The following is an 18,242-nucleotide window of genomic DNA, read 5'->3' on the forward strand; positions in this document are numbered from 1 at the left end:
AAAGGTTGGAATTAGCTTTTAGTTCCATCTTCCTTTTTCATCTTCTTTACGCATGTACTCTTCAATTTTCTTTTTCTCCCAATTAGCTCCAAATGCTCCATTATCTACGTAAACTCTATAAGCCTGAAAAGCCAAACTTATTCCCCAACCAAATATTGGAAACCAAAACCATTGAATGGTATGTTGCGAAAATTTATACCATATAAAAATTAAAAATGGTATTACAAATACATAAGATATTAAGCTGTAATAAAATGCCTTTAATTCATCGACACGCTTACGAGCTCTCATATAATCATCATTAAGATGTTCTTTTGATCGTTGTGTTGTTCTCATTATTGATACTTGTTTTGTGAGCATAGGAATTGCTACTGCAAAATCCTTCTCTCTTTGATTGATGTAAACTTTCCTTTCGGTAAGAAGCTGATAGCGTTGCTTAATATTATCTAAACCAACACCACTACTCTTCTTTACAATTTGTTTAGGCTGAAGATTATTCATCACTACTAAGTGATTACCATCTTCGTATATTTTTATATGCAATGGTTTACTAGAAGTTACCATATTATGCTTAACCGCATTTTCTAAAAGTAACTGTAGAGATAATGGCACTACTTTACTTTCTGGGTTTGAAGCCTTATCTGGAATTTCAAAAATAATACTGTCTTCAAATCGCATTTTTATAAGCGACATGTAAGTTCTTGCAAATTTTAATTCCTCATCTACTGTAACTAGTTCTTTATTTTTCTGCTCTAAAACATAACGGTACACTTTAGATAAAGCTGTTGTAAACTTTTGCGCACTGTCTGGATTTTCTTCTATTAAACTTGTTAAAACATTTAAACTATTAAAAAGAAAATGTGGATCTAACTGATTTTTTAAAGCATCAAACTTTGCGCTAGCTGTACCAGCAATTACCTTCTGTTCTTTTACTTTAGTTTTTTGTAATTCTCTGTAATAATATACAGCATGAAAAAACAATGAAATAACTAAAGTAATTAATAGCGCACTGATGTAAAATTGAGGTTGCTCAGAGTTAACAAATTCTGTCCAAGTTTCGCCTTCTAGCACAATTTCTATAAAGGCTCTTATAAAAAATATGGCTATTAATGTAATAATGACAGACCCAAAGAAACCTATAGCTAATTTATACTTTTTGTAACGGCCCCAAACCACGACTTCATTCATATAATCAAAAAAGTAAGAGTTCACCAAACTTAATGGTATAGAGTAAATCATATAGTAAAAAAACGTACGATAGAACATGTCGTTAAACTCTAAACCAGCACCTGAGAAAAAGCGTATAGACTGATCTACAATCATTATCGCGATTCCAACTAGAATACCATATACTATCGTTTTTATAAATCTCTTCATGTTTTTTTACTTACTAATTAAATAGTTTTATTCTTTACACTCAGCTAATACTTGCTCAGCGCGTTCTTTTCCCCAATTAGGATGAAAATCACTCTCTGGTTTAAAGGTATCAAAAAGTTCAATTGAAGATTCAATTTCTTTACAGAATGGCGCAGTATCTTGTCCAAAATATTTTGCACTTCCCATTCCCCAATCTGCCTTACATAATGCTGCCCTTGGATTTGCAGGCTCTAACTCTGCAGCTTTTGCATAAAGCTCAGTAACTTTTGCGGCATACTTCATTCCGTAAGTAGCACCATCAAAAGCAACCCAATTGGTATATACTTGAGCTTGCATAATTAAAATCTCTGCATTGTCTTCACTTTTACTCATAGCAATATCTATATGTCCTTGTGCTTTATCTAATTGGGCTTTTAGAACTGTTTCATCTTTTTCACTCCAGCTTTTTAAACTATTCATCTGTGCAATGTAGTAATTAGGCAACCATTCATCCTCTTCGGCTTTTGCAATACGCTCAAACATATTTTCGGCCTCATCCCATTTATTAGTTTCCCATAACTCAAAGGCTTTAGCCATACCCTTTTCAAAATTTGTTTGCGCTTGTGCTGTTCCTGCAATCATTAACAAAGCGATGATTATTAAATTCTTCATAATTAATTAAGTATTACGGTTATTGTTTTGTTAGTTTTTAATTCAAATTTGGCATCATTCCATTTTGGAGGTCCCATAAAGCCTTTAGCATCATTAGAGCAGCCATAGCTTTCTTTAGGAATTCCTAAAAAGTTTCTATCTAGCTTTCCATTATTATTTTTATCATGATAAATAGAAACTGCATAAGTACCTTTAGGCAAATCTTCAAAAGTTACCGAGCAGCTATTATTCACAATCTTACTTTTAGTGCCTTTATAAGATTTTCTTAAAAATTTAGCTTCCTCATTATATACAGCAACAAACATTTTTCCATCATTACTATTGGCTTCTTCAACCTCTATAATTAAATTATAAGACTCCTGTGCCTTTGAGCTGAAAGAGACTAAGCTTATAATTAAAACAACTGCTATTTTTATTAATGTACTCATAATATTTTTGAACTAATTTTAAGATTACAAGACAAATATCTGCCATATTCCAAAGTTTTTAAAACCCTTATTACCGAATTGTAACTTTTTAATGACGAATTGTAATTTTCTGAAATTCATAGCAAAAAACAGTAACTTAGTAAGGTGTTTTACTACATATAAAACATCTAAACAATTTAAAACCAACAAAAAAATGAAATTAAGATTCCTAAGTATTGCACTCACCTTTTTTGTTTCCATATCATTTGCTCAAACCGACAAACGTCTTAAAGGCATAGAAAAACAATTCAATTCTGTATTAGAAAGCACAAAAGCAGCTGGCTTTGCTGTTGCCATAGTAGAAAACGACAAGGTCATTTATGCCAAAGGCTTTGGTTATGCAGATTATGAAAATAAAATTCCAGCAGATGCTAACACGCTTTTTGCAATTGGCTCATCTACTAAAGCCTTCACATCAGCATTACTAGGTATTCTAAGAGAAGATGAAAAACTATCGTTAGATGATAGTCCCTTAAAATATGTTCCCGAATTAGAGTTTTATAATAATGACATGAATAATAACATCATTATTAAAGATCTAATGAGACACAGTACTGGTTTACCACGACATGATGGAGCTTGGTATTTCTTTCCTACGCACAACAAAGACACTTTGGTTGCTCGTATGCAATATCATGAGCCTTTTACAGGAGTACGCCAAAAATGGTATTACAACAACTTCGGGTTTTTATTACAAGGTGTAATTACTGAAAGAATAACAGGTAAAACATGGGAAGAGAATATAGAAAACCATTTTTTTAAACCTTTGGATATGAATCGTTCTAAAACTATGATTGATGGTATGAAAAATGGCACAAATACAGCCAAAGGTTATCGATTAGATGAAGATCGTAATATTATAAAGATGGACTATTACGATATTGCAGGTATGTCTCCAGCCGGAAGCATTAACAGTAGTGTTAATGACATGACTAAATGGTTAATGACTTGGATTAACAAAGGTAAATACGGCGAAGAACAAATTATACCAGAAGCTTACGTAAAAGAAGCCATGAGTTCTCAAATGGTTGCAGCAGCAGGTTTCCCTAACGATGAATTACCTGGCGTACAATATGCTAATTACGGTTATGGTTGGTTTTTACACTCCTACAAAGGGCATTACATGGTAGAACATGGTGGCAATATTGATGGATTTTCTGCAAGTGTAGCACTATATCCTACAGATAATTTAGGCATTGTAGTCTTAGCTAACCAAAATGGCTCAGCCGTACCGCGCTTAATTAGAAATATTGCTGCAGACCATATGCTAAAAGTAGAAAAAACTAAATGGGCAGAAAAACACAAAGAAGATGTAGAAAAAGCTTTAAAAGCAAAAGAAGAAACAGAAGACACTAACGAAACAAGCAATATAAAAGGTACAAAACCATCGCATATAAAATTAGATTACACAGGTTCTTATGAACATAAAGGCTATGGCAAGTTTGATGTTGTTGTAGAAAATGACACGCTATATGCAGAACTGGACAACAACCGTCAGTACTTACATCATTATCACTATGACACTTTTGAACTTATTGATATTAATAATGGTAAAATTGAGACATCAGAAATTGGTAACGCATTAAAAGTCACCTTTACAACCAATATTGCTGGCGATATAGATTATATGAAAGCTAGTATTGAACCTATGACAGACGCAATTGCCTTTAAGCGCACTCCAAATACAATAGATGTAGATACAGAAACTTTAGAAAAATATGTTGGGCTTTACAGTTTAATGGGAACTGAAATAAAAGTATACATTAAAGATGAAAATGTTTTATATGCTTTTGTACCTGGACAACCAGAGTATGAGTTAGTAGCAACCGCTAAACATAAGTTTAATCTTAAAATCTTAGATGGTTATAAAGTAGAATTCTTAGAAACTGATGGTACTTTTAATGAGGTTAAATTTATACAACCTAATGGTACTTTTGTAGCGAAACGCAAAGAAGAATAAATTAATTTTAAAACCAATAGCATAAAAAAAGACCATCTTTTCAGATGGTCTTTTTTTATTTTATAAAGAACTGTTTTCTTAGAACATCTCTCTACCAGAAAAGTGAAATGCACCTTCAATAGCAGCATTATCATCACTATCACTACCATGTACAGCATTTTCACCAATAGACGCTGCATATAATTTACGGATTGTACCTTCAGCAGCTTCTGCAGGATTTGTAGCACCTATCAACGTTCTAAAATCTTCAACAGCATTATCTTTTTCTAAAATTGCTGCAACAATAGGACCACGAGTCATATACTCTACTAATTCTGGGAAGAATGGACGCTCTTTATGAATTGCATAAAACTCTTCTGCGTCAGCTTTAGTCATTTGCGTTAACTTCATTGCTACGATTCTAAAACCTGAAGCTGTAATTTTTTCTAATATTGCGCCAATGTGTCCTTTTTCAACAGCATCTGGCTTTAACATTGTAAATGTTCTGTTAGTTGCCATGTTTAATTTTTTAAATTGTTCGCCTTCGCAAAAAACGCTTCTGCGAATGAAGTTGCAAAAATAACGCATTTCTTTAATTTATCAAGCGTAGCTTTTATTAAATTAATGTTAGCATAATACCGTTTTTTATGTCACCTTTTATCTAAATAAACTTGTAACAATAAGCTTTCCTATACCAAAGGTAATTTCCTAAACTTAATTAAAATCAGAAAAAGCAACAAAGTCTAATACAGAAAAATAAATAGAGTTTATAAAGCTATCTTAATTTCATATTAAATATAGTTTTCTAAAACTCTAAAAATTGTAAATTCGCTTCTTATGATTAAAACGCAGATTTCAGAAATAAAAAAGCTACTAAGCACACCAAAGGATGTTGTAATTGTACCACACAAAAATCCTGATGGTGATGCTATGGGCTCTACTTTAGGATTATATCACTATTTAACATCTTATAATCATAATGCTACTGTAATAGCACCAAATGATTATCCTGATTTTTTAAAATGGTTACCAGGTAATGATTCTGTTGTAATTTTTGAAAATCAACAAGAAAAAAGTGAAGCTTTAATTGAAAATGCAGATCTTATTTTCACTTTAGATTTTAATGCTTTTCATCGTTCGGGTGATATGGAAAAACCATTAGAAGCATCTTTAGCAACAAAGCTCATGATAGACCATCATCAGCAACCAGACAATTATGCTAAATACACTTATTCTGACACAAGTATGTCTTCGACTTGCGAAATGGTTTACAATTTCATAGAAATGCTTGGTGATTTAAATAAAATAGACAGTAAAATTGCAAGTTGTTTATATACTGGTATTATGACAGATACTGGCTCGTTTCGTTTTCCGTCAACTACAAGTAGAACACATGAAGTTGTTGGCAACTTAATTGCTAAAGGAGCCAATAATTCTAACATTCATAACAACGTATTTGACACGAACAATTATAGTCGTTTGCAACTATTAGGAAGAGCTTTACAAAACCTAAAAGTAATTCCTGAATTACGAACAGCGTACATTACTTTATCTCAAGAAGAGCTAGATGAATTTAACTTTAAAAAAGGAGATACTGAGGGTTTTGTTAATTATGGTTTATCTTTAAAAGGTGTCATTTTTGCTGCAATATTTATTGAAAACCAACAAGAAGGCATCATTAAAATTTCCTTACGTAGCAAAGGTTCATTTTCAGTAAATCAATTTTCTAGAGCACACTTTAATGGTGGAGGGCATGATAATGCTGCTGGAGGACGATGCGAAGAAAGCTTACAAGCAACGATTGATAAATTTATTAGTATATTACCGCAATATAAAGATGAATTGTCCCAAGAATGAAGTATCTATTCTACATATTAATTATAGCACTAATTGTAACGAGCTGCAAGTCTCCAGAAGCTAGAATACCAGAAACTGTAAAATCTGGATCTTTCTTAAAAGAATCTGCTGAACGTAATAAAAAACTTAACGAAAAGGAGCAATTAATCATTCAAGAAATCATAAAAAGCAACCCTAGTGAGAACTATATTGCTTCCGAAAGTGGTTTTTGGTACTATTACAATGTAAAAACCCAAAACGATACTATACAACCAAAATTTGGAGATATTGTAGATTTTCAATACAGCATTTCAGATATCAATGGTGAAGAAATTTATAAACAAAAACGCAAGACCTATGTAATGGATAAACAAGAATTATTCACAGGTCTTAGAGAAGGTTTAAAATTAATGAAACCTGGCGATGATATTACCTTTATTTTCCCATCTCAAAAAGCCTATGGCTACTATGGAGATGATAACAAAATAGGAACAAATGTTCCGTTAATTTGCAAAGTAAAATTAAACACTATAACTCAAGAACATGATTAAAAAAGCACTTACAACCCTCGTTGTATTAGTTGTATTGGCAAATATCTCTTGCCAGGAAAAGTATCCAGATTTAGAAGACGGAATTTATGCTGAATTTGTTACCAATAAAGGCACTATGCTTGCAGAACTTTATTATGATAAGGTACCTGTAACGGTTGCTAATTTTGTGGCTTTAGCCGAAGGTAATCATCCAATGACTAAAGAAGAATATAAAGGAAAGCCTTATTACGACAGTATTACATTTCATAGAGTTGTAAATAATTTTATGATTCAAGGTGGTGACCCAACAGCTTCAGGAATGGGAGATCCTGGATATAAATTTCCAGATGAGTTTCACCCTGAATTAAAACACGATAAACCAGGTATTTTATCTATGGCAAACTCTGGAAAAAACACCAACGGAAGTCAATTCTTTATTATGGAAAAAGAATGGCCAAGTTTAGATAATAGACATGCTGTTTTTGGGCTAGTTATTAAAGGAATGGATGTACACGATTCTATTTCTAATGTAAAAGTTATTGACCCAAGAGCTAGAAATCATAAGCCTGTTGAAGATGTAGTTATCACCAAACTTAACATCATTAGAAAGGGAAAAGATGCAAAATTCTTTGATGCACCAAAAGTATTTGAAGAAGAAATGCCTAAAATTAAAGAAAGACAAGAGCAACAAAGAGCTGAAGCTAGAAAAAAAGCTGAAGAATTAGCCCAAAAGGCTAAAGCTGAATGGCTAAAGAAAAATGAATCTTTAGATGGTCGTAGAATAGATTCACCTACAGGAATGGCTATGATTTTTACGCATGAAAGTGATGGTATAAAACCAAACTCATCACAAAGAGTTAATATTGATTGTGCTGGTTATTTTGAGGATGGTACATTATTCTGGACAACATGGAAAGACGTAGCTGAAAAGAATGGTAAATATGATGAAAATCAAGATAAAGCTGGAAGATATACTCCGTTTGATATGCCTTACAACGAAACAGCTAGTTTAGTTGCTGGTTTTAGAGAAGCTATGCTTAATATGAAAATTGGAGATAAAGCTAGAGTATTTATACCTTACTACTTAGGTTACGGAGATGCTGGTAGAGCACCACTAATTCCAGGAAAAACAAACTTAGTGTTTGATATAGAATTAGCGAGTATTAAAGAATAATCGCTTTCACAAAGGTTATAAAAAAGCAGCTGGTCACTAAGCGTAGTCGAAGTGCAGCTGCTTTTTTTATTTCCAAAACTATTACATCTATCTTGTTTTCATTCCGAACTTTATTCAGCATCTAAGACTCATGTGAGTTTTCTGTCTAAAATTCTGAAAATGAATTTAGAATGACAAATCAATTTGTTTATTTACAATTTTAATTCTTCTTAGGAATATTCTTTAATATCTCTAAAACATATTCCCAATATTTCTGTGCAGAAGAAATCTGTGCACGTTCATCTGGAGAATGCGCTCCTTTAATATTAGGGCCAAAACTAATCATATCCATATCTGGATAATTCTGCCCAAGAATTCCACACTCTAATCCTGCATGGCAAGCAGCTACATGAGGTTTTTCACCATTATTTAATCGTTCGTAAATTGGCACCATTACTTTTAAGATTGCAGAATCCATATTTGGTGTCCAACCAGGATAACTTCCTGAGAATTCCACCTCACAACCTGCTAATTCAAAAGTTGCTCTTAAGGTATTTGCTAAATCCATTTTAGAAGATTCTACAGAACTACGCGTTAAACAACCAACTTTAATATGACCATCTTTAACAATAACTCTTGCTAAATTATTAGAAGTCTCTACCAAATCTGTAATATCAGCACTCATACGATAAACTCCGTTATGTGCTGCATACAAAGCTTTAAGAATCTGCTCCTGAGCTTCAAATGGCATAACATGTTCTGGCACATCTACTTCAGTAAATACCATTTCTAAATCTGGCTCCATCGTCTTCAATTCTTTTTTGATGGTATTAGCTAAAGCATTTAAAAGGTTTAATAATAATTCTTTCTTATCTTCTTTAAAAACTATAGTAGAAATACTTTCTCTAGGAATAGCGTTACGCAAACTACCTCCATCAATTTCTGAAACCTGAATGTCTTCAATAACTGCAAATAACAATCGGTTCATAATCTTATTAGCATTACCTAAACCTTCATGAATCTGCATACCAGAATGGCCTCCTTGTAAACCTTTCACTTCAATTCTACAGGCTTTCATACCATCTTTAGCAACTGATTCTTCGTTATAGCTTCCTTTTGCTGTAACATCTATTCCACCTGCACAACCAACACCAATCTCATCATCTTCTTCAGTATCTAAGTTTAAAAGAATATCTCCTTTTAGCAAACCTCCTTGCAGACCCATTGCGCCTGTCATACCAGTTTCTTCATCAATAGTAAATAAAGCTTCTAAATCTGGATGTACAATAGTATCACTCTCTAGTATTGCCATAATCGTTGCAACACCTAAACCATTATCTGCGCCTAATGTCGTTCCTTTTGCTTTTACCCAATCTCCTTCTACGTACATATCAATACCTTGCGTATCAAAGTCAAAAACTGTGTCGTTATTTTTTTGATGAACCATATCTAAATGCGATTGCATTACAATAGGTTTTCTATCTTCCATACCTTTGGTAGCTGGCTTTCTTATAATTACATTACCAACCTCATCTTCAATAGTTTCTAAACCTAAACTTTCACCAAAATCCTTCATAAATTTTATAACACGCTCTTCCTTTTTTGAAGGACGAGGAACTGCGTTTAAATCTGCAAATTTATTCCAAAGTGCATTTGGCTCTAAGTTTCTTATTTCTTGACTCATATACAATACCCTAAAACTGGGAGTTTTTATAAACCCAGATTGTGCATTAGAAAATCTATTGCATAATCTGGATTGAATTAATAATTGATTCTATTATTACAAAAATACAAAAAGGCACATGATTTTTACCATCATAAACGAGCTTGTGTTTGTGTTATTTAAGTATTTCTAAATCTAAATCAGATGTTAAATCTTATATAAATATAGATTTTGTGTTAAACGTGAAATGACAAGTTTTTTCTATTTTTGATTTATGCTTAAAAACAAGAAACTCATCATAACTCTCTTTCTGATTGTTCAGATTATTATTATTCAGATTTTTAAGCATTTTCCAGAATTCATTGAACAATTCTACAGCAATGGTATTTATATATTTATATCAAAATTAACGCGCTATATTTTTGGCTGGATTCCCTTTTCTGTTGGTGATATATTTTACACATTGGCTGGCATCTTAATTATTCGTTGGTTAATTGTAAACAGAAAACGCATTTTTAAAGATACTATTAATTGGTTGTTAGATATTGGTGCTACACTATCAATCGCTTATTTTGCCTTTCATATATTTTGGGCTTTTAACTATTACAGACAACCACTCTATAAATCCTTAAATATTGAAGCGGAATACTCCACAGGGCAATTAGTAGATTTCACAAAACGCCTCATTGAAAAATCTAACGCTATACACAATGAGTTAGCTATTAATGACTCCACAAAAGTTGAAATGCCTTTTTCTAAATCTGAAGTATTTGATAAAGTAAAAAACGGTTATAAAGTCTTAGCCAAAACATACCCACATCTTAATTACAATCCAAAAAGCATAAAAAAATCGCTTTACAGTACTCCTTTAACTTATATGGGTTTTTCGGGTTATCTTAATCCTTTTACGAATGAAGCTCAGGTTGACGGACTCATTCCTACATATAAATTTCCAACAACCTCGTGTCACGAAATTGCTCACCAATTAGGTTATGCTGCTGAAAATGAAGCTAATTTTATTGGGTGCCTAGCCGCAATTTACAATGACGATATGTACTTTAAATATTCTGGCTATACTTTTGGATTACGTTATTGCCTTGTTGAAATCTATAAAAGAGATGAAGACTTGTATTATGAAATTTTAGCAACCGTAAACAAAGGCATCTTAAAAAATTACGAAGAGGTTAAGAATTTTTGGAGGTCTTATGAAAATCCGTTAGAACCTGTATTTGAAAAAACTTTTGACAGTTTTCTTAAAGCCAACAACCAATCTGCTGGTATGAAAAGTTATAGTTATGTTGTTGCACTTTTGGTTAATTATTATAATGACAAACCTCTTTAATAATTGCGACACCAACCATTAACGTTGGCATCGCAATAACAAAAGCATTATTCAATAATTTTTGCTCCATCAGGCTTATTAAACATTTTGTTATCTGGCGCTTCTTTAGATAATAAAACATTATTAAACGCTATAACACTTCGTTCTTTTACAGGCTCATTATTTTCTACCTGATACCATGCTATACTTTTAGGCAACTTTAATCCATTAATTATTAGCCAGTCGTTGTATCTTATAAAGCTAAAATTTGTGCTTTTTTCATTTTTTCCAAAAGTTACTGTGTAAGCTAACCAAACCATTTCACCAGTATTATCATCAAAATAGATTTTATACTGATCGTCTGGAGATGCTCCAATACCAGATTCATAAGAAATTAAAATTCCAGGATACGTTTTTCCTTCAAAAGTTAATGATTCAGTTTCTTCGTAAATAATTCCATTATCCCCAACAATAAAAGGCATTGCATAAAAGTACATCATTAAACCTTTATAAAACTTTGCATTGCCTTTGTATTCGTTTCCATCTTTTTCATTAATCCACAAATTTTCACCATCATAACCCATAGCATAAGTTGGTGTTTCTATTAACTCGGCTCTTGTTTTTAAATGCGTTGTTGTTACTTCTTTTCCATTGGGTTTATCTATAGTAAAAGATAATGTTTGCATAGTATTCCAGTTATCAATTCCGCCATGTGCATCAAAAACTTTAGTTATAGCCTTTGGATAAATACTTGTGGTAACATCTTCCTTAGTTACTTCATCTACATTTGTTGACTCTGTTGCTTTTTCATTTTTACAAGCCGAAATTAAAATAGATAAAATGATTACGTAAAATGTGTTTTTCATAATATGTTTATTAGTTAATAACTTTTTGACGTTTCAATAAACAATACATTACAAAAAAAGCTTCAGAAAAATTCTGAAGCTTTTAATCTTAATAATTTTCTATGGTTTAATCTATTACCAGTTTCTCCACTTTTGAGCTTATACCGTTTGTGATTTTCACAAAATACAATCCAGATTTTAACGCAGATATATTAATCTCTGACATGTCTGAATTAATTGCTTTTGTATACACCAACTTACCTCGTATATCTATTAACTCTATAGTGTGTGAATCATTAAAATTAGCTAGCTGTATCGTTACTAAATCTTTTGCAGGATTTGGATAGAGTTTAAAATTTAATGCAGAAAAATTGTTAAGACTTAATGCAACCGCATTATCTAAATAATCTGGTATACCATTGGTATTTGTATCATCATCTGCAGGATCACCGTTATTATTATAATCTTCCTCTATAGTTAATACACCATCTCCATCATCATCATCGTCTAAATAGTTTTCAATAGTATCATTATCGGTATCAATAAATACATAATTAGTTGTACGACCATTTAGAACTTGTATTTCATCTGCTGTAGCTACATTATCGCCATCGTCATCATCATCTAAATAGTTTGGTGTACCATCATTATCGGTATCATCATCATCTAAATTACCATTTCCATTAATATCTTCATCGTCATCTATAACTCCATCGTCATCTGTATCTGAACACAACTCACCTATATCAAAACTCTCTGAATTAAAAAACACAGCTGTATCATAAAATGAGTCTAAAGCATCGGCTATTACTAATTTAATATGATAAGATTCTCCTATATTAACAGATGCTTGTGCTGTAAACACTTCCGTTCTTCCATCTAATTGAATAGGTGGCGCATTCAGTGCAAGATAACCTCCAAAATACGCTTCATTCACTGCATCGCAACTATCATTTGCTGGGTGTATACCACTCACAGAAATTGGAACTCCACTTCCTGGCACTTCAGCTAAATTATAGACATTATCTTGCGAATCGGTTAATAGAATTGCAAAAACATCTGAAAAACTACACTCAAAAGAACCTTGACCATACTCTTCTGAAGCCATTAAAAACTCAAAACTTATTTCATCTATTTCTGGTATAAAATCAAACTCTATAACTGTAGCATTGTAGGTTTGGGTAGGAATTATATTTTGCAAATCCATATCACCTGGCCACGTATTAGCACCACTACCTACACTATTTAGAGCAGTATTTGGTCCTGAAATAGCACTAGCACTTCCGTTTGAAATAACCAAACCTTGACTAAATGGAAAAGTATTCCCTTCAGTTGAAAAATATCCTATTCCAAATGGATTACCACTACCAAACTGTGACCCTGTGGAATAACTTACATTAGACACTTCACTACACTGACCAGCTAATAATACATCTTCTACAAGTTCTTGTACCGAAAATGCAGATTCATCTACAGTAACACTTTCTGTAGCACAATCAATTTCTACAACTTCAGTACCAGCATTAGCTGTACATAACGTATTAGTAGAACTTATATTTGTAACAGCAACACTGTAATTACCTGGTTGATTTGGAATTAAACTAGAACTTGTTTCACCAGCTATGGGATTACCCTCATAAAACCACTCAAAACTGTAAACACTAGACGATAAATTAGTGCTTATAACTGGCAAATTAACATCTGGCAAACCTGTACATATAATATATTGATCATCTAAATTAAATACTGGTACCGGATTAACTAGTAGTGTTACTTCTGTAGTATCAAAATTTCCTGTACTATTATCTGTAACTCTTGCTACTATAGTCTGTGGATTAGAAATATTTGTATAAAAATATGGTAGTTGACTGCTATTGGTGTCAGCATCCATCTGTGTTAAAAAATAACTTACTGTAAAGTCCACAGGATTCTGAGCTCCTATAATTATTGGATCTAATACCGTTAAATCAAAGGTTACAAAACCATCGTTGTTGTCATCACAGGCTTCTAAAGTTTGTGGTCCATTTGCCACTTGGGCATAACAAAAAGCTGTAAAAAGAAGTAAAAAAGTTAGTAGTAGTTTTTTCATATTTATATTGATTGATTTTTATTACATAAATAAAACAAACACCCTAAGTAAATTCCTACCTTAAAATTATAAAAAATTAGACCTGTTTTTAATATGAATGATCAGGAAACAAAAGTTAAGCCTAAAACTAACTTATGATTAGATAGTTAAGCTATTTATAAAAAAAAGCTTCAGAAAAACTCTGAAGCTTCTATTTATTAGTTATGGTTTTAGGTTATTCAATAATAAGCTTTTGTACCATGGTTTTACTACCGCTTTTTAACTGAACAAAATATAATCCAGATTTTAAAGAAGATATATTAAGTTCTGACATGTCTGAATTAATTGCTTTTTTATATATCAACTTACCCTGTATATCTATTAACTCTATAGTATATGAATCATTAAAATTAGCTAACTGTATCGTCACTAAATCTTTTGCAGGATTTGGATAAATACTAAAGCTAGCATTATTAACATCACCTACTGAAAGTGTTTCAACAAAAGTAGTAGTAAATGTATTTGTAATTATTGGTGCATTAAAATCAAAATAAATAGCTGCTGAGTTTGGTATTACTGTACCAACGTTATAACCTTGTAAAGGTTTTACTCTAAAATACACAAAACCTATACTACCATCTGCATCATCTTGCTCAGCAGGTAAATTAATGTTACTAAATACCCACTCTAGATTGTTATCTATTCTAGTTACTACATAATCATGACTAGATCTCAGCATCTGAAATGTTGACTGATCTAACTGACTATCTAAAACATCCTCAATTCTAATATTAATTGCTTCGGCTGTTCCTAAATTTTGAAAACGGACTGTATAGTATAACCATTCGTCGCTTGCTACAAAATCATCATAAACAACCTCTGGACCATGAGCTTCCATTTTATCGTTAGGATCATATGCACCTATAACTTCTTCTGTAACTGTAGTTGAATTGTTTTCTGTAACCATATCATTTACTGCTGTAGTATAAGTAGCTGTGTTAGTAACCATTTCACCAAGAACCACAGTTGCTGGTGTCATTAACGAGATAGAAACCGTAATACTATTTCCTGGCGCTAAATCTGTAAACTGAACGTTAAAACCATCGGTTGTTGTTGCTGTGGTAAAATTAGAACCTTCACTAATTGCATTAATTACTAAATCCTCATCTAGAGTATATTCAACTGTTCCTGAAACCGTTGTTAACCCAAAATTATTAATAACAAGATAGTTTAAATGGTCAAAGCCAGGTCTTGGTGCTTGCTGACTTATAAGATATAATCCAATATCTTCACAGGTTCCTGCATCAACTATTGGAAACTCAACATCTACACTCTCACCAAACAAAACGCTTACATCATCAAAACTTAGAGTAGAAACATCAAAACAATCTTCATATTCATCATAGAAATAATAATTAAAATCGTAAGTGTTGAGTTCATCATCGCTTGCAATTGTAAATGCACCTGTAGAAGACGCTACAGTATTTATAATCCCATCATTATTAACTTCATATGTAAAATAGCCATTAGTAAAATTAAACTCACCTGAATCTACAGCCATATTAGCATTGTTATCATTAAATGCTGAAACATTAATAAGACCTACGGTAGAGCAATCTAAAAACGAAACTGCAACTTCATCTTGTGATAGTACATCACAATTTTCATTATATGCAATTAACGTATAAACTCCAGACTCAGACACTTCAATCTCACCTTCATCTTCACCAGAAACTAACAATACTCCATTAAAATACCATTCATAATTATCTGCAAAAGGCGTTGTAGCGTCAATAACAACTGTATCTTCTACCAATTCACAAACATTAATATCTGGTCCTAAATCAATTTCGAGCTCAGCTGTAAGGCTACCTGCATCTTCTTGCCCCAAGTTAGTTTGCTCAATTGAAATTGTCCCTAAATGCCCACTAAAATTTGTTACTAGTAATAAATATACTTCACCATACTGAGCATTATCAATGGTAAAACTTTCAATTGGTGCCGCAGAATAACTACAATCTACAATATTACCAAAAGGATAAAAATTTGGGTCTATTAAGTTGTTAGGACACGTTGGGCAATCTTCTAGTAAAATATTAGAACATGCTTCATCAACAGAATTAAAAGGTCCCCAAATTGCAAAGTCAACATCTAAGCCAGATAACCCATCTGCAGTAGTCTGCTGTATTTCAACCTCTATAGTTCCTGAACTTCCTATTTGAAGAGTGTTCCATGTTGGGTTTGGAGTTGTAGATAAACATGCTACATTTCCCAAACCAGGTACACTTACAGCATTAGCTGTTGTAAATGTTCCGTTAGATGAACAAAAAGGAACAGCTTGTTCACAAGCAAAACTAGCAGCTGTTTCTCTAATACAAATATCAAACGTAGCTGTTTCTTCTACACTTCCACTCGAAAAAACCCTTACAAAGTATGTAGATCCAACAACCAACTGAGTTGCTGCTGATGTAATTGATTCATCACAATAAAGTTCTGTGAGATTATCACATGTACCCTCATAAACAGTATGATCTAAGTTTGGTGTACCACCAACAACATTTTGAACACTTATGATTTGATTTTCGGAAGTGGCCTCGAATTGAAACCAAACATCATCATTAGGAACACCAGAACAAAAGTCATTTGAAATACCAGAATCTGTAGCTCCAAAAATAGTTCCTGAACCTAAATAATCACAAGCTTGGCTAGCATTTAAATCTAAAACAATAGCATCACAAGGTTCATCATTTGCTGGTGGGCAAGTTAAAACCTCTAAAGAATCACTAGACACAAAACAGTTTATATCTTGATCATTATTAACCGTTAAGATAATTTCTTGTAAAAAAGGAAATGGACCTACTTGATATATTCCTACTCCATTTACTGAAGTTGTACTATCATCAAAATTATTTGATATTGTTAAAGAAGTAGCATCACCCAAATTGGTAATATCTACATCCACTAAAAATTGATCGCCATTATCACAATCATTTATAATAGCAAAATCAACTTCTGGGTTAACACAAGTAGCACAACTAACGGTATAATTAATACCAGAAGACAAGCTTCCAGAGCCAGATGCGCAACTAACAGACCCATCAGAGTTTATATAAAACGAAATAGAATCTCCACTAGATTGAAATGATAAACCACTTAAATCACCATTATTACCATAATTATTATCTGACAGAGCATAACCTGGAAATGGTGAACCATTAGAATCTAAAACAACAAACTCATCCCAACCGCTTTCTACATTACCAGAGTTAAAAACTAAATTTAAAGGAGAACCATCATTACTTGTAAATGTGAAAATTTCCGGATTAGTACTACCTCCGTTTTCATAACAATAATCTAAATTTATTGGTCCAGAGCTACAATCTATTGTATGGTTAGTTTCTGGTGGTGTAAAAAATGTAAAACGTCCAGAAAAATCAGAGGTTTCATTACCATCACATACGGCTTGTACAAAAAAGTCGTACGATGTACTTTGTGTTAGACCAGTTAAAGAGTAAGGGTTCGTTGTAACATTATTTATAAGCGTTCCTGTTCCTTGCACAAATCCTATAGGTCCATATTCTATATTCCATAATGTAGCAGTACCAGTTTCTGTCCAAACCAAATCGGCTGAACTTCCTGAAAGATTTACAGCATCTAAACTAGCAGGAAAAGGACAAGAAGGTCCTTCTTCTATACATATGTCTGCAGTACCTGTTGCAGAATCTCTCCAAAAAACAGCAATATAAGTATTACCAGGTGTTAAGCCTCCTATCACTTCTGAGCTATCGCCTGCATCAAATGTATTATTAGTACAAGCAGAAACAGCTGTACCATCACAAGATTCATAAACTTCTAAACCAATATTATTGGCCGAACCTCCAAAATTCATAACAACAGAACCCGTTGAAGGAGCTGAAAAACTTATGAAATAACCATAATTTCCTGCAGCATCACACGACGGGTTTTCCCCACTCGCATCAATATCTGTAGCTATTGAAAAATCTAAAGTTATGGATGAAGCTACTGAACAATCTGTTTCGACATTTACAGTAGTAGGATTATTACAAGATTCGCCAGAAAAATCAAACAGCGCATCAGAATTTATACTTTTCTCAGTTAAACAATATCCTTGCGAGAAAACAAATAAAAATGAAAAAGTTAAAAGCAGAACGCTTCTAGATAGTTTTAATTTCATAAGATTGGTTTTATAATTCCCTAAATGTAAGAAATTTAATTCACACAATTACTTCTATAAAGTTAAGAGAACAATATATTTGTTTAAACAGAAATTAAAAAGCGGTTTTGAGTAAGATTGAAGTTGAAAAGTGTAATTTTGAACACGATTTAATCACCATTTTGCACTATGATGAAGTTTATATCGAGCCCACAAAA

The 18,242-nt window shown here is 32.5% G+C and carries 13 protein-coding genes; 5 read left to right on the forward strand and 8 right to left on the reverse strand.

The window, feature by feature from the left end; all coding sequences use genetic code 11:
* Window positions 1-18: 18 nt before the first annotated feature.
* Genes N4A42_RS02715 through N4A42_RS02725 form a run of 3 tightly spaced genes read right to left on the reverse strand, consistent with a single transcriptional unit; the run spans window position 19 to window position 2,456 of the window.
* A complete protein-coding gene (locus tag N4A42_RS02715; RefSeq protein WP_294069511.1) occupies window positions 19-1,377 on the reverse strand; it encodes a histidine kinase in 1,359 nt (452 codons plus the stop codon).
* A gap of 27 nt (window positions 1,378-1,404) precedes the next feature.
* Entirely contained in the window at window positions 1,405-2,028 is a 624-nt protein-coding gene (locus N4A42_RS02720) for a hypothetical protein (protein WP_294069514.1), read from the reverse strand.
* Between the two features lie 2 nt (window positions 2,029-2,030).
* Window positions 2,031-2,456, reverse strand: a complete 426-nt coding sequence (locus tag N4A42_RS02725) for a DUF2141 domain-containing protein (RefSeq protein WP_294069517.1) — start codon at window positions 2,454-2,456, stop codon at window positions 2,031-2,033.
* A 193-nt stretch (window positions 2,457-2,649) separates the two neighbouring features.
* On the opposite strand from N4A42_RS02725, the gene N4A42_RS02730 reads away from it, so the two are divergent.
* Complete coding sequence (locus N4A42_RS02730) at window positions 2,650-4,455, forward strand: serine hydrolase (RefSeq protein ID WP_294069520.1); 1,806 nt, start codon at window positions 2,650-2,652, stop codon at window positions 4,453-4,455.
* Between the two features lie 78 nt (window positions 4,456-4,533).
* Here N4A42_RS02730 and N4A42_RS02735 read toward each other — a convergent pair whose 3' ends face one another.
* The gene (locus N4A42_RS02735; RefSeq protein ID WP_294069523.1) at window positions 4,534-4,953 is read right to left on the reverse strand and encodes a nucleoside-diphosphate kinase; all 420 of its coding nucleotides are present in this window, start codon (window positions 4,951-4,953) and stop codon (window positions 4,534-4,536) included.
* Between the two features lie 318 nt (window positions 4,954-5,271).
* Here N4A42_RS02735 and N4A42_RS02740 point away from each other — a divergent pair, with 318 nt between their 5' ends.
* Genes N4A42_RS02740 through N4A42_RS02750 form a run of 3 tightly spaced genes read left to right on the forward strand, consistent with a single transcriptional unit; the run spans window position 5,272 to window position 7,974 of the window.
* Window positions 5,272-6,291: a bifunctional oligoribonuclease/PAP phosphatase NrnA gene (locus N4A42_RS02740; protein ID WP_294069526.1), complete on the forward strand. Its 1,020-nt coding sequence runs from the start codon at window positions 5,272-5,274 to the stop codon at window positions 6,289-6,291.
* The gene (gene gldI / locus N4A42_RS02745; RefSeq protein WP_294069529.1) at window positions 6,288-6,821 is read left to right on the forward strand and encodes a gliding motility-associated peptidyl-prolyl isomerase GldI; all 534 of its coding nucleotides are present in this window, start codon (window positions 6,288-6,290) and stop codon (window positions 6,819-6,821) included. Before N4A42_RS02740 ends, gldI begins: the two co-directional genes overlap by 4 nt.
* Window positions 6,814-7,974 carry a peptidylprolyl isomerase gene (locus N4A42_RS02750; protein WP_294069532.1) on the forward strand — a complete coding sequence of 387 codons (1,161 nt, stop codon included), beginning with the start codon at window positions 6,814-6,816 and terminating at the stop codon, window positions 7,972-7,974. Before gldI ends, N4A42_RS02750 begins: the two co-directional genes overlap by 8 nt.
* Before the next feature lie 199 nt (window positions 7,975-8,173).
* Here N4A42_RS02750 and N4A42_RS02755 read toward each other — a convergent pair whose 3' ends face one another.
* Window positions 8,174-9,637, reverse strand: a complete 1,464-nt coding sequence (locus N4A42_RS02755; RefSeq protein WP_294069536.1) for an aminoacyl-histidine dipeptidase — start codon at window positions 9,635-9,637, stop codon at window positions 8,174-8,176.
* Window positions 9,638-9,890: 253 nt separating this feature from the next.
* On the opposite strand from N4A42_RS02755, the gene N4A42_RS02760 reads away from it, so the two are divergent.
* Window positions 9,891-10,958, forward strand: coding sequence for a DUF3810 domain-containing protein (locus tag N4A42_RS02760; protein WP_294069539.1), 1,068 nt, complete (start codon window positions 9,891-9,893; stop codon window positions 10,956-10,958).
* A 47-nt stretch (window positions 10,959-11,005) separates the two neighbouring features.
* Here N4A42_RS02760 and N4A42_RS02765 read toward each other — a convergent pair whose 3' ends face one another.
* The 3 genes from N4A42_RS02765 to N4A42_RS02775 all read right to left on the reverse strand — a co-directional run bounded on the left by N4A42_RS02765 (window position 11,006) and on the right by N4A42_RS02775 (window position 18,045).
* Window positions 11,006-11,803: a DUF6503 family protein gene (locus N4A42_RS02765; protein ID WP_294069542.1), complete on the reverse strand. Its 798-nt coding sequence runs from the start codon at window positions 11,801-11,803 to the stop codon at window positions 11,006-11,008.
* 106 nt (window positions 11,804-11,909) lie between these two features.
* Complete coding sequence (locus N4A42_RS02770) at window positions 11,910-13,871, reverse strand: choice-of-anchor L domain-containing protein (RefSeq protein WP_294069545.1); 1,962 nt, start codon at window positions 13,869-13,871, stop codon at window positions 11,910-11,912.
* Between the two features lie 214 nt (window positions 13,872-14,085).
* Window positions 14,086-18,045 carry a T9SS type A sorting domain-containing protein gene (locus N4A42_RS02775; protein ID WP_294069548.1) on the reverse strand — a complete coding sequence of 1,320 codons (3,960 nt, stop codon included), beginning with the start codon at window positions 18,043-18,045 and terminating at the stop codon, window positions 14,086-14,088.
* Between the last annotated feature and the right edge of the window lie 197 nt (window positions 18,046-18,242).

Source organism: Winogradskyella sp. (genome assembly GCF_025210595.1).
Taxonomy (GTDB): Bacteria; Bacteroidota; Bacteroidia; order Flavobacteriales; family Flavobacteriaceae; genus Winogradskyella.